Here is a 12,653-nt window from a genome sequence, read left to right as displayed (position 1 = left end):
GGGTCGGAAACCCTCAGGACTCCTGCCCGAGCGGCATGCCGGCGTCCAGGAAGTCCAACGTGCGGGTGATGTTCTCGACGTTCAACGGCGTGACCGTCGCCATGGCCAGGGCAGCGCCCGCCATCGCGCCCGCCGCCACTCGCACCTCGAAATCGTCGGCGGGCCTGCCGACGTGGTCGGCCAGCAAGACCGCGAGCAGATCGATGCTGCGGATGATCTCCCAGCCGATGGCCGACCGCAGCTCCGGCACGTGATAGAGCAGCGCCTGCCGCTCCTGCTCGAACGCCAGATCGGCCGGGGGCAGACTGCCGAAGACCTCGAGCACCGCGTTGCGTAAAGCGGTGAACGGTGAGATGTCGCGCGGCTGCCGTCGCAGCGACTCGATCATCGCCGGGTCGAGGTCGTCGGCGAGCACCAGCTGTTCCTTGGTCGGGAAGTAGCGGAAGAAGGTGCTCGGCGAGACATCGGCGGCCGCGGCGATCTGCTCGATCGTCGTCTCGTTGTAACCCTGCTCGCGGAACAGCCGGAACGCCTCCATGCGGATCGTCCGGCGGGTCCGTTCCTTCTTCCGCTCGCGCAGACCTTGCGACGTCCCGTTCGCGGGTAGGTCAACCGACATGGATCGATTCTGCCGCACTCGGCTCGGGCATCTGGCCGGGTCGCCGGGTGCGGACGAACGCCACGGCCAGCGCCGCCGCCAGCAGGCACAGTGCGGCGCAGGCCCACAACATCGCACTCATGCCGCCGACGAACGCGTTCTGCACGTGGTGCAGCATTGCCGGATCGCCCGACTCGTGCGCTGTCGCGACGCCCGCGTTGACACCGTCGGAAATCGGGTCGCGATTCAAGGCGCCGAGCTCCGAGCGGTAGCGGGTGGACAGCACGGTACCCAGCATCGCGACCCCGATGGTGCCTGCGGCCTGGCGCAGCGCCTGCAGCAGCGCGGAGCCGGACCCGGAACGCTCCGCGGTCAGCTCGCCCATCGCGACGCCCATGGCGGCGGGCATCACCAGGCCCATACCGGCGCCGAGCAGCGTCAGCCACACCGCGGTGAAGCCGTAGCCGCTGTCCACGGTGGTCAGCGCGCCCAGCGCCAGCGAACCGCCGAGCAACGCGAACCCGGCGGAGATCACCACGCGGATGCCCAGTTTCGGCAGGATCCGGTCGACCAGCCTGCTGCCCACCAGCAAACCTCCGATCAGCGGAAGCAGCCGCAGGCCGCTGCCGAGCGCGTCCACGCCGAGCACCGCCTGAAAGTACTGCGGCACGGTGAAGAACATGCCGAACATGGCGAAGTTCACCACGATGGAAAACGCCGTGCCCCAGCGGAATCCGTCGGCGGCGAACAAGCCGAGGTCGACCAGCGGATACGTGGTCCTGCGCTGCCAGGCCAGGAAAGCGCCGAGCAGCAGCACCCCGCCCGCGACGATCACCCAGGCGGGGGCGTCGCCCCAGCCTTCCTCGCCGAGCCGGATGAAGCCGTAGGTGAGCCCGAGCATGCCGGCGGCCGACAGCACGATGCCGGGCAGATCAATGCGGAAGCTGTGCGCGCTGCGCGATTCCGGTACCAGCGCCGCGACGGCGAGCGCGCCGATCACCACCATCGGCACGTTGATCAGGAACACCGAACCCCACCAGAAGTTGCGCAGCAACCATCCACCCACGATCGGTCCGAGTGGAAGTCCGATCGCCGTCGAGGTGATCCAGATGGTGAGCGCGCGCTGCCGCTCCGCTTGGTCGGGAAACATGTCGGGCAACACCGACATCGACAGCGGAATCATCGCCGCCGCCGCGATCCCGAGCAGGACGCGCGCCGCGATGAGCTGCCCCGGCGACGTGGCCACGGCGCAGGCGATCGACGCGATCCCGAACAGCACCAGCGCGGCCAGCAGGAACTTCTTGCGGCCGTAACGATCGCCGAGCGCGCCCGCCGGCAGCATCACGGCGGCCAGAGCCAGCGTGTACGCACTGCTGAACCATTGCAGCGCGGCGGTATTCGCGTTCAGGTCGACGGCGAGCGTGGGCAGGGCCACGGTCAGCACGGTGACGTCGAGCCCGATGGTCAGCATCGCGACCGCCAGCGCGCCGAGCGCGAGCCAACGGCGGGTCGAGTCGATCTTCATGACACCTCCAAAAGGAAAGCTACAACTTTTTGATAGTAACTCTCATTTGATATAGTGTGTCAATAATGTTCGGCGGGCTTGGGACATATGTGCGGCTGACCGGCGGAACCCTCGCTAGGCTCACTGCCGATGAAGATCACGGAGTTCCGCCGCCGCGCCGGGTTCTACGCGGGCGCCGTGCTGGCTGTCGTGGCGATCGGTGCGACGGCCGTGCCCGCACTCGCCGCGCCGACCACCACCACGCCGTTCACCACGCCGAATACCGACGGCTGCCCACAGAAGACGCTGCCGCCACCGCCGATCGATGCGTCCGAGGTGCCCGTGCCGGGTCAGCCGGCACCGGCGCCGCTGCCGATCCCGACGCCTCCGATCGGCGGCGCCCGGCTCGGCGAGTGCGGAGTCGTGCTACCGAGATCCGGACCGCCCGCACCACAGGACATTTCGGCGACGGCCTGGCTGGTGGCGGATCTGGACACCGGCGAGGTGATCGCGGCGAAGGACCCGCACGGGCGCTATCGGCCCGCGAGCACGATCAAGGTGCTGCTCGCCACGCTGGCGCTGCGGACACTGGATCTGAACAAGGTGGTGGTCGGGACCCGCGCCGACGCCGATGTGGACGGCACCAGGGTAGGCATCGGTCCCGGCGGTCGCTACACCAATCGCCAGCTCATGCAGGCGCTGATCATGGCCTCCGGCAACGACGCGGCGCACGCCATCGCCGCGCAACTGGGCGGCGACGCGGCCACCGTCGCGAGAATGAACGAGCTGGCGAAATCATTGCGCGCCATGGATACTCGCGCCGCCACGCCCTCCGGGCTGGACGGTCCCGGCATGAGCATCTCGGCCTACGACTTGGCCGTGCTGTTCCGCGAAGCCATGACCATCCCGCTGTTCGCCGAGCTGATCCACACCGAGCAGGCCGATTTCCCCGGTTACCCGGCGGATCCTGGAGTTCCCGGCGACACCGACCGTCCCGGATATCCGATCGGCAACGACAACCAGCTGCTCTACAACTACGAGGGCGCCCTCGGCGGCAAAACCGGCTTCACCGACGACGCGCGCCAGACCTTCGTCGCCGCCGCCCAGCGCGACGGCCGCAGACTCGTCGTCACCCTGTTGCAGGCCGAGGTGCGGCCGTTGCGCCCGTGGGAGCAGGCTGCCCGGCTGCTCGACTACGGCTTCGCGTTGCCCAGCGGCGCGTCGATCGGCAACCTGCCCGGCGCGGTGGTACCCCAACGTGACGCGGTGGTACCCCGGCGTGAACAGAGCGAAGTAGCCCTTGCCGCGCCACCCGCATCGGGAACCGACCCTTCCGCCATGCCTCTTGCCGAAGAGCGCCGTGTCGATACCAGGACCGTGCTGATCGCCGGCGGCGTCATCCTGGTCCTCGCCCTGCTGGCCGCGGCGCGCCGAGCCAATCGACGACGCTGATCAGCCAGGCGCGCAAGACAACTCGGCCTGCCCGCCGGTCACCGACGGCCGGGCAACCGGCGTAACCCCGAAAAGGCGAGGGCCGCAAGAGCACCGGCACCGAAGAAGGCGGCGCCCACACCCACCGAGACGTCGCGCGCGCTGGCCCGGGGCGCGATCACCGCGGGAGGAGGCGGGGGTATCTCGGCTTCCGGCTCGTTCTCGGCGGCGGTGGCGGCCCAGGCGGTGGCGAACAGGACGATGCGGTAGGTGACGTAGGTGAACACCATCAGACCGATGATCGAGCCGAACGTGGCGCCCGCCGGGCTGCTCAGCACCGATCGCAGGTAGATCGAGGCGACGATCTTGAACACCTCGAACGCCAGCGCGGCCAGCGCCGCCGCCTTGGCCGCGCTGGCCAGCGTGACGGGTTCGCGCGGCAGCCTGGCGATGACCCAGGCGAACACCGCCCAGGAGGCCAGGAACCCCAGCAGAGTCGACAGCAGGGTCAGCAACACCCCGGCGCCGGGTAGCTCGGCGAGACCGAGGTTGGTGAGCAGCCGCCTACCGAGGGCGCTCGACGCCAACGCCGACAGACCCAGCGAGACCACGAAGGCGAGACCGAGACCGACCAGCGCGCCGAGATCGGAGAGCTTGGTCACCAACCAGTTGCCGTCCGGGCTTTTCTGATCCCACTGCTCGGTGAGCGCGGCCCGCAGGTTGGCCATCCAGCCGAGGCCGGTGTAGACGCCGACCAGCAGACCGAGCACGCCGACCGTGCGCCGCGACTCGACCGCCTTGTCGACCAGGTCGTTGATCTGGTCGCCGAACGAGCCCGGAATATTCTCGACGATTTTGGCCTGCAATTCGCCGAGCAGCTCCGGATTGCTGGACAGGACAACGCCCGAGACCGCGAACGCGATCATCAGCAGCGGAAACAGCGATAGCACAGTGAAGTACGTGATACCGGCCGCGTAATAGTCACCACGTTGTCGCTGATAGCGCGCGGCCGTCCGGACCAGATGATCCAGCCACGGCCTCGTCTGAATCCGGCGTTCGATCCCTGCTTTGATGTTGTCGATCACCTGCACGCCGCGCCCCTTCGAACGAGAGACAGACCTCGCACGAAGCCTAGTGGGCGCAGCCGAGCTCCGGCCGAGGAAGCCGCGAACCGCGAGACAGGACTAGCGGCCCACCAAGCCGACCTGGTCGTATACCTGCGCGAGGGTGTTGCCCGCGATCTCCCGCGCACGCTCGGCTCCGGCGGCCAGGATGCGGTCGAGTTCGACCTGGTCGGACAGATACTCTTGCACCTTCGCCCGCAACGGCGTGATGAATTCCACCAGCGCGTCGGCGACGTCGGCCTTGAGCTCGCCGTAACCCTTGCCCTCGAAGTCCTTCTCCAGCGTGACGATCGGCGCCGCGGTCAGCGAACTCAGGATCACGAGCAGGTTGCTCACGCCCGGTTTGCCTTCGGGGTCGTAGCGGATCTCGCGTTCGGTATCGGTGACCGCCGATTTCACCTTCTTCGCGGTGATCTTCGGGTCATCGAGCAGGTTGATCAGGCCCGCGTCGGTGGAGGCCGACTTGCTCATCTTCGCGGTCGGGTCCTGCAGGTCGTAGATCTTCGCCGTGCCCTTGACGATATGCGCCTCCGGCACCACGAACGTCTTCTTGAACCGAGTGTTGAAGCGCTGAGCCAAATTCCGGGTCAGCTCCAAATGCTGGCGCTGATCCTCGCCGACCGGGACCTGATGGGCGCGATAGAGCAGGATGTCCGCGGCCATCAGCACCGGATAGGTGAACAGGCCGACGGTCGCGTTCTCCGCGCCCTGCTTCACCGACTTGTCCTTGAACTGGGTCATCCGGCTGGCCTCGCCGAAGCCGGTCACGCAGCTGAGCACCCAGGCCAGCTCGGCGTGCTCGGGCACCTGGCTCTGCACGAACAGGGTGGACTTCTTCGGGTCGATGCCGAGCGCGAGCAGCTGCGCGGCGGCGGCCAAGGTGTGCGCCTTCAGCTCCTTGGGATCCTGCGGCACCGTGATCGCGTGCAAATTCGGAATGAAATACAGCGCGTCGTAGTCGTCCTGCATGGTCACCCAGTACTGCAGCGCGCCAAGGTAGTTCCCGAGATGGAACGAGGAGCTGGTCGGCTGGATCCCGGACAGAACCCGCTGTTTGCGTTCGGCGGCCGGGGTGGGCGCAGGACTGGACATACCCCGATCTTCGCATGCGGCTCAAGCCGAATTTCGCTGCACCCAGTTGCGCGGATCGATCCCGGGCATGCTCGGCCGCCCGCTGCTGACCAGTTCGTGCTCGCGTTTGGAGAGCAATGTGTAGACCGGCGCGCTTGGCCCCGCCAGCGTGCCGCGCAGCACCGGAGGCACGAGCGGAACCGACACGTGCGCGGTGCGGACCGCCCGCGACAGCGCCTGGTAGGCGACCTCCTCGGCCACACCCCAGCGCATGCCGTACATCCGCCGGATCCGCGGCGGCAGGCTCCCCTGGACCAGCAGATAGAACGCGGAGGTGACCTGGTGCAGCGGCACACCCTGCGTGTAGGGCACCCGCTGACCGGCCAGGTAGGAGCCGACCAGCCGCGCCTCGTCGGTGAGGAACAGCTCGTCCGAGGCGAGGTAGCCGTCGAAGAAGGCGCGGAACTCCCGGTAGCCGCCCGGCGCCGCGTCCGCGGGCATGCCGAACAGCTCGGCCCAGCGTACGTAGTCCTGGTAGAGGCCCTCGCGCTCGCCATCGGTCATGGTGCGCACCAGCAGGTCGTACATCACCTCGGCCGAGTCGAAGGTGAACGCCATCGTCATGAACATCAGGTGTGGGTCGAGCGCGGAGTACCGGGTGCCCGCCGGATGCTCGGCGCCCGCGTCCTCGGGCAGTGTGCCGCGCACTTTGACGTGCTTCTTCCTGGTGAACGCCAGCGCGCGATCGGCCTCGGCCTTGCTGCCGAGGAACACCGCTTCGAACAGGTGCCCGGTCAGCGCGAGCCGGGTGTAGGGCGTCATCCGATGCTCGGTGTTCTCCGCGGTGCCGACGTAGAGCAGCGGATGCACCGCGCCGACGACCAAGGCGCGCAAGCCGTAGGTGAGCCCTACCGCGCGTTTGCTCATCACCCGCCGAATCATCGAGTGATCGCTGAAGTAGCCGGGCTCGGACATCGCCGCCTCCTCGTCGAGAGCATCTGGCAATAGCATCCACCAGATTTGCAATTCTGGCAATGGCCTCTACCAGAATTTCCGAGTGGCCGTCACGTCCCGCGACGAAGTCGCCAGCGGCGATCGCTCGGACGCGAGCCACAGGGGCCGCGAACACGCAGCGCCGCGGGCGCTGCCAATAGACTCGAACCGTGACGGCGCAACGGACCTACGGGGGCATCTCCGCGCAGGAGCGCCGGGCGCAGCGGCGCGCCGCGCTGCTGGAGGCGGCGCTGGAGATCATCGGCACCGAGGGGCTGGGGAAGCTGACCGTCTCCGGGTTGTGCGCGCGGGCCGGGCTGAACGAGCGGTACTACTACGAGAATTTCGACAGCCGCGACGCCGTGCTCGCCGCCCTGATCGACCGGATCGCCGAGGAGTTGGCCGACGCCATCCTCGCGGCCGTGCGCGCCGCCCCGGACGGACCTGTGCGGACGGACGGACCTGTGCGGACGGACGGACCCGTCCGGACGCCGGATACCCGCGCCACCGCGCACGCCGCGATCACCGCGGGCGTGCACCTGCTCACCGACGACCCGCGCAAGGCGAAGGTCGCTCTGATCGCGGGCATGGCGACACCGGAGCTGCGCGCCCGCACCACCGAAACCGTGCGCGTGTTCGCGCGAATGGTGGCGGCGGAAGGCATCGACTTCTACCGGATCAGCGACGCCGCGCCGGACCCGGCGATCGACTTCCGCGCCATGTATCTGGTCGGGGGACTAGTGCAGACGCTGACCGCCTGGCTGCAAGGCGATCTGGATCTCACCCGCGACCAACTGATCGAGCACACCGTCGACGTGTTCGTCCTGCTCGGCGAGGATCTGGCGAACAAGCTGCGGTGAGCGGGGGGCGTCACATGCGCAGCGACACGTCCTGGAGGTCGGGAGCGTCACCCTGCAGGACGACCCGGAAGAGCACGTCGCGCCGCGACCAATAGGCCGCGCAGTCGCGCATCGCCTCGGCGAACCAATCGCGTTCGACCAGCTCGTCGGTGAGCAACCCGGCCGAGTCGCGCACCACGGCAATGTATCCGGCCGCTTCGCCGATGCAGTCGTCCAGGTCGCGCAGGCATTCGTCGAACGCGTCCTTGTTCTCGCCGAAGTAGTACGGGAACTGGAACGCGGCGGCGAACTCGTCGAAAACCCGCGCGGTGGTGGGCATCTTCATGCCGCGTACCTCGCGCACCAGATACCCGGACGGCGCCCGGTCGCGCACAGCGCTGAACTCCGCGGCGTCGAGCGCGAGGGTTCCGAACGTGAGCCCCGGCGGGGCGAGCGTGGGGCTGGGCGGCGCCTCGTCCGCGTCGGGCCGGGCAAGGAACTGCGACAGCGTGACGGTCTTTGTCATCAGCGCATCCTCGTGAAGGTCTTGTAGTGGTCGCCGGTGTACCAGGCCGAGCCGTCGCTGCCGGTGACGATGCGTTCGGCGTCGCGGGATCGGCCGGCCTGCTTCGGATTGACGTCCCATTCCCGGTAGGTGATCGGCTTGCCTCCAGCGTCGGTGGCGGGCAGGTCGCCGCCACGGTTCATCCAGCGTTCGCCACCCTTGGTGCCGGGGGCGTTCGCCGAGTCGGGCCAGCGGCCCGCATCGATCTCCCGCAGCGTGGCGTAGGCGCGCTCCGGGACCCCGGCCGCCTGGGTGACCGGCGAGGCACTGTCCACGCCGCGCGGTGCGGTGGCGGGCGCGGCGACGGCGCTTGTCGCAGTGGTGGTCGCGGGGTCGAGCGAGCTGGAGGTGGTGATCCCGGTGCCGCGCAGGGCGAGCACCGCGACGATCAACGCGAGCGCGACCGCCCCGATCACGCCGAGGGCGCGAATCATCTTCGGCGCGGAGTTCATCGGTACTGCACCGTGACGGGCGCGTGGTCGGACCAGCGCTGATCGTAGGCGGCGGCCCGCTCTACCACGGCCGCTTTGGCGCGGGTGACCAGATCTCCGCGGGCCAGGTGGTAGTCGATGCGCCACCCGCTGTCGTTGTCGAACGCACGACCGCGGTAGGACCACCAGCTGTACGGGCCGTCCGCCCCGGGATGCAGGCCGCGCACCACGTCGACGTAGCCGGCGGCCAGCAGCTCGTCGATCCAGGCGCGCTCCGGTGGCAGGAACCCGGCCGACTTCAGGTTGCCCTTCCAGTTCTTCAGATCGCGCTCGGTGTGGGCGATGTTCCAGTCTCCCGCCACCACGAAGTCTCCGCTCCGCGCGGTCAGGTGGGCGCCGAGCTCAGCCATGAAGCGGTACTTCTCGTCCTGGCGCACGGTGCCCGCGTCGCCGGAATGCACGTACACACTCGCCACGGTGATGTCGTCGAAATCGGCCTCGAGGTAGCGGCCCGCGGCCCCGAATTCGCTGCTGCCGAAGCCGATTCGCACGGCACGCGGTGCGCGCCGGGACAGGATGCCGACACCCGCCCGGCCCTTGGACTCCGGCTCGGCGTGCGACAGCTGCCATCCCGCGTCGAGCGCGGGCGCAAGCGCGGCCATGACCTGCTCGTCGGTAGCGCGCGTTTCCTGCACGCAGACGATGTCGGACTCGGTGGCCGCGAGCCAGGCGAGCAGGCCCTTGCCCGCGGCCGCGCGGACACCGTTCACGTTCACTGTCGAGATGTAGGGCACTCCTCGACCGTACAATGCTGGTCTGATGAAGTCCCCCGGACACTGCCGTCCAGGAAGGGGTGAAGACGATGTCGTCCGACGCCTCCAAGTCCTCCTCCACCGCCGATCGCCCCGGCGCCCCCGCGCGAAGCTCCGCCGCACGCGGCTCCGCGAAGGCGGCGAACCCGCTCCAGCCGATCAAGGCGCTGCACGTCGGTTCCGGTGACCCGCTGCTGTTGCTGCACGGATTCATGATGTCGCCGCACTGCTGGGAGCAGACCGCGGCGCGACTGGCGACGCACTGCGAGGTGTTCGCGCCCGCGTTCCCGGGCCACTGGGGCGGCGCGCCCCTGGACGGCCGGTCCGTCGACGTGCAGTTTCTCGCCGACCGGGTCTGCGATCAGCTCGACGAATTGGGCTGGCGCACCTGCCATATCGCGGGCAACTCGCTCGGCGGCTGGGTCGGCGTCGAACTCGCCCGCCGCGGACGCGCTCGCACGCTGACACTGATCGCACCCGCGGGCGGCTGGCGCGCGCCCTCGCTGACCCAGCTGCGGATCAGCCTGAAATTCCTCTCCCTGGTTCCGCTCATCGGAATCGGCAAGCTGCTGGGCGGATTCGCGGCCGGTAATCCACTCGCCCAGCGCATCGCCCTGCTCGCGCTGAGCAAGCACGCCTCCGCGGTGTCGCGGCGCGATGCCGCCGCCGCCATCACGGCCGCGCTGAACTGCCCGGTCATGCTCCCGATGATCATCAGCGCACTGCGTGCGCCGGGACAGGACGATTTGTCCACGCTGCGAACGCCGGTCCGGCTGCTGCTGTCGGAGTACGACCGGGTCATCCCCAACCGCGTCTACGCCCGCCGCTACCTGAAGGAACTCCCCGAATCCGCCGACCGCATCCTGGTCAACGGCGTGGGCCACGTACCCATGCTGGAAGCGCCAGACCGCATCGCCACCCTGATCGCCGAGCACGTCTACGCCAGCCGCACCCGCCTGCGTGCGGTGTGAGCTGTGTTCGATATGCAGCGCCTGCGGCGGACCGGCGAATGTCGGTTCCCACAGCGGAGTTCCCGGACGCGCGCCGGTCCGGGAACTACCGGTCCGGGAACTACTGCGCGAGCAGGCCCTTGGCGATGTGGGTCACCTGGATCTCGTTGCTGCCCGCGTAGATCATGAGCGACTTGGCGTCGCGGGCGAGTTGCTCCACGCGATATTCGGTCATGTAGCCGTTGCCGCCGAAGAGCTGCACCGCCTCCATGGCGACCTCGGTGGCCGCCTCGGAGGCGTACAGCTTCATCGCGGACGCTTCGGCGAGCGTCGGCGGCTTGCCCGCCCGGCCGCGCTCCAGCGTGTTGAACACCATGTTCTGCACGTTGATCCGCGCGATCTCCATCTTGGCCAGCTTCAGCTGGACCAGCTGGAATCGCCCGATCTCCTGGCCCCAGAGCTTGCGGCTCTTGGCGTACTCCACGCACAGCCGATGGCATTCGTTGATGATGCCCAGCGCCATGAACGCGACGCCGATGCGCTCGGCGGTGAAACTGGAGCGCGCGCTCTCCCTGCCGTCGCCGCCTTTGTGCTCCTCGGTCTCGCCGAGCAGCCGGTCCCGGCCGACGCGCACGTTGTCGAAGAACAGCTCACCGGTCGGTGAGGCGTGCAGGCCCATCTTCTTGAACGGCTTGCCCTGGGTGAGCCCGGGCATGCCCTTGTCGAGCACGAAGGTGAGCACCTTGCGTTCGCGCTTGTCCCCGCCCGCCCCGTCGTCGAGCTTCGCGTAGACGATCATCACGTCGGCATAGGGGCCGTTGGTGATGAACGTCTTCTGGCCGTTGAGCAGGTAGTCCTCGCCGTCGCGCTTGACGTAGGTCTTCATCCCGCCGAAGGCGTCCGAGCCGGAATCCGGCTCGGTGATCGCCCACGCGGCCACCTTCCGCATGGTGACGATGTCCTCCAACCAGCGCTGCTTCTGCGCCAGCGTGCCGCGCGACATGATGGTGGTGGCGCCGAGACCGATGCTCACCCCCAGCGCGGTCACCAGGCCCATGCACACCCCGGACAACTCGCTGATCAGCACCGCCATCAGCGATTCCTGTCCGGCGAACGGGCTCGTCTTCGCTTTCTTCGCCGGCTTCGGCTCCCCAGCGGCGGCGGCCGCTTCTCGTTCCTGTTGCTTGGCCAGCATCTTCTGCACGGCTTCGCCACCCATGGCGTCGATACCGAATTCACCGAACAGCTTGCGGATGATCGGGTAGGGCGGCAGTTCGCCGCTGTCGAGCGCGTCCAGGTTGGGGCGGATCTCCTTGTCGATGAACGCTCGCACGGCATCGCGGATCAGCACATCGGTTTCAGACCATTCGAACATCGTCGTTCTCCTCACGTTCCGCCGAGGTCAGGGCAGCCGGGCGGCGATGTCGTCGATCAGCCACGGGCCCTCGGTCTCGATGGTCTTTACATCGTGCCAACCGGCCAGCTCGGAGATCGCGCCGCCCTGCACCGCGAACACCTTGCCGGTGATCGGGCAGGATTCCGAGGCCAGGTAGGCGACCAGCGGTGCGATATTGGCGGGGCTGAAGGCGTCGAACCCGTCGTCGGCCGCTGCCTCCGCCTCGGCCGCCATCATCTCGCCCATGCCGGGCGTGGCCAGGGTGAGCCGGGTGCGCGCGATCGGCGCGATCGCGTTGACCCGTACGCCGTAGCGCGCCAGCTCGTCGGCGGCGACCAGGGTCAGCGCGGCGATCCCCGCCTTGGCCGCGCCATAGTTGGCCTGGCCTGCGTTCGGGATGGTTGTGCCGGAGGCGGAGGCGGTGTTGATCACGGCGGCCTTGGGCTGGTTGCCCGCCTTGGACTGCTGCTTCCAGTAGGCGGCGGCATGGTGCAGCACGGCGGCGTGGCCCTTGAGGTGCACGGCGATCACCGCGTCCCACTGCTCCTCGGTCATGCCCGCGACAAACCCATCGCGCAGGATGCCCGCATTGTTGACCACGACGTCGAGCCCGCCGAACTCCGAAACGGCTCGAGCGACAAGCTTTTGCGCGCCATCCCAGGTCGCGATGTCGTCGTTGTCGGCCACGGCCTTGCCGCCCGCGGCGACGATCTCACGCACCACCTCCTGAGCGGGCCCGGAGTCGGTCCCCTCGCCCGCGTTGCTGCCGCCGAGATCGTTGACGACCACCGCGGCGCCTTCCTGCGCGAACAGCAGCGCGTGCTCGCGGCCGATGCCGCGGCCCGCTCCGGTGATGACGGCGACCCGTCCGGCCAGTGCGCCCATGTGTTGTCTCCTGAAGTCGTTGTGAATCCGGCGATGGGATGGGTGCGGCGGTGT

13 protein-coding genes are annotated in these 12,653 nt (G+C 68.5%); 3 read left to right on the top strand and 10 right to left on the bottom strand.

Features of this window, described 5'->3' with window-relative positions:
• Positions 1-13 precede the first annotated feature (13 nt).
• The gene (locus AB0M45_RS09920) at positions 14-619 is read right to left on the bottom strand and encodes a TetR family transcriptional regulator (RefSeq protein ID WP_364325183.1); all 606 of its coding nucleotides are present in this window, start codon (positions 617-619) and stop codon (positions 14-16) included.
• The gene (locus AB0M45_RS09915; RefSeq protein WP_364325180.1) at positions 609-2,123 is read right to left on the bottom strand and encodes an MFS transporter; all 1,515 of its coding nucleotides are present in this window, start codon (positions 2,121-2,123) and stop codon (positions 609-611) included. Before AB0M45_RS09915 ends, AB0M45_RS09920 begins: the two co-directional genes overlap by 11 nt.
• A 129-nt stretch (positions 2,124-2,252) precedes the next feature.
• Here AB0M45_RS09915 and AB0M45_RS09910 point away from each other — a divergent pair, with 129 nt between their 5' ends.
• Positions 2,253-3,554: a serine hydrolase gene (locus tag AB0M45_RS09910; RefSeq protein WP_364325177.1), complete on the top strand. Its 1,302-nt coding sequence runs from the start codon at positions 2,253-2,255 to the stop codon at positions 3,552-3,554.
• Between the two features lie 38 nt (positions 3,555-3,592).
• On the opposite strand, the gene yhjD is transcribed toward AB0M45_RS09910, so the two are convergent.
• From yhjD to AB0M45_RS09895, 3 genes are all read right to left on the bottom strand, one after another.
• Complete coding sequence (yhjD, locus tag AB0M45_RS09905; protein ID WP_364325174.1) at positions 3,593-4,624, bottom strand: inner membrane protein YhjD; 1,032 nt, start codon at positions 4,622-4,624, stop codon at positions 3,593-3,595.
• Positions 4,625-4,717: 93 nt separating this feature from the next.
• Positions 4,718-5,749: a tryptophan--tRNA ligase gene (gene trpS / locus AB0M45_RS09900; RefSeq protein WP_364325171.1), complete on the bottom strand. Its 1,032-nt coding sequence runs from the start codon at positions 5,747-5,749 to the stop codon at positions 4,718-4,720.
• Between the two features lie 21 nt (positions 5,750-5,770).
• Positions 5,771-6,703 (bottom strand): oxygenase MpaB family protein, encoded by a 933-nt coding sequence (locus AB0M45_RS09895; RefSeq protein ID WP_364325168.1) that lies wholly within the window; start codon positions 6,701-6,703, stop codon positions 5,771-5,773.
• Between the two features lie 188 nt (positions 6,704-6,891).
• On the opposite strand from AB0M45_RS09895, the gene AB0M45_RS09890 reads away from it, so the two are divergent.
• The gene (locus AB0M45_RS09890) at positions 6,892-7,581 is read left to right on the top strand and encodes a TetR/AcrR family transcriptional regulator (protein WP_364325165.1); all 690 of its coding nucleotides are present in this window, start codon (positions 6,892-6,894) and stop codon (positions 7,579-7,581) included.
• 10 nt (positions 7,582-7,591) lie between these two features.
• On the opposite strand, the gene AB0M45_RS09885 is transcribed toward AB0M45_RS09890, so the two are convergent.
• The 3 genes from AB0M45_RS09885 to AB0M45_RS09875 are packed head-to-tail and all read right to left on the bottom strand — an operon-like array spanning position 7,592 to position 9,350.
• Positions 7,592-8,086: a barstar family protein gene (locus tag AB0M45_RS09885; RefSeq protein WP_364325163.1), complete on the bottom strand. Its 495-nt coding sequence runs from the start codon at positions 8,084-8,086 to the stop codon at positions 7,592-7,594.
• Positions 8,086-8,577, bottom strand: coding sequence for a ribonuclease domain-containing protein (locus AB0M45_RS09880; RefSeq protein ID WP_364325160.1), 492 nt, complete (start codon positions 8,575-8,577; stop codon positions 8,086-8,088). The genes AB0M45_RS09885 and AB0M45_RS09880 overlap by 1 nt, the downstream gene beginning before the upstream one ends.
• On the bottom strand, positions 8,574-9,350 hold the full coding sequence (locus tag AB0M45_RS09875) for an exodeoxyribonuclease III (RefSeq protein ID WP_364325157.1): 777 nt from the start codon (positions 9,348-9,350) through the stop codon (positions 8,574-8,576). The genes AB0M45_RS09880 and AB0M45_RS09875 overlap by 4 nt, the downstream gene beginning before the upstream one ends.
• A gap of 68 nt (positions 9,351-9,418) precedes the next feature.
• Between AB0M45_RS09875 and AB0M45_RS09870 the strand changes: the two genes are divergently transcribed.
• Positions 9,419-10,339, top strand: coding sequence for an alpha/beta hydrolase (locus tag AB0M45_RS09870; RefSeq protein WP_364325154.1), 921 nt, complete (start codon positions 9,419-9,421; stop codon positions 10,337-10,339).
• A gap of 100 nt (positions 10,340-10,439) precedes the next feature.
• Here AB0M45_RS09870 and AB0M45_RS09865 read toward each other — a convergent pair whose 3' ends face one another.
• Positions 10,440-11,693 carry an acyl-CoA dehydrogenase family protein gene (locus tag AB0M45_RS09865; protein ID WP_364325151.1) on the bottom strand — a complete coding sequence of 418 codons (1,254 nt, stop codon included), beginning with the start codon at positions 11,691-11,693 and terminating at the stop codon, positions 10,440-10,442.
• 27 nt (positions 11,694-11,720) lie between these two features.
• Positions 11,721-12,599 (bottom strand): SDR family oxidoreductase, encoded by an 879-nt coding sequence (locus tag AB0M45_RS09860; RefSeq protein WP_364325148.1) that lies wholly within the window; start codon positions 12,597-12,599, stop codon positions 11,721-11,723.
• Positions 12,600-12,653 lie beyond the last annotated feature (54 nt).

Source organism: Nocardia sp. NPDC051787 (assembly GCF_040681325.1).
In the GTDB taxonomy this organism is placed as follows: Bacteria; Actinomycetota; Actinomycetes; order Mycobacteriales; family Mycobacteriaceae; genus Nocardia.
Note: the sequence above shows the minus strand (reverse complement) of the source record. Positions and strands in the feature narration are given on the sequence as shown.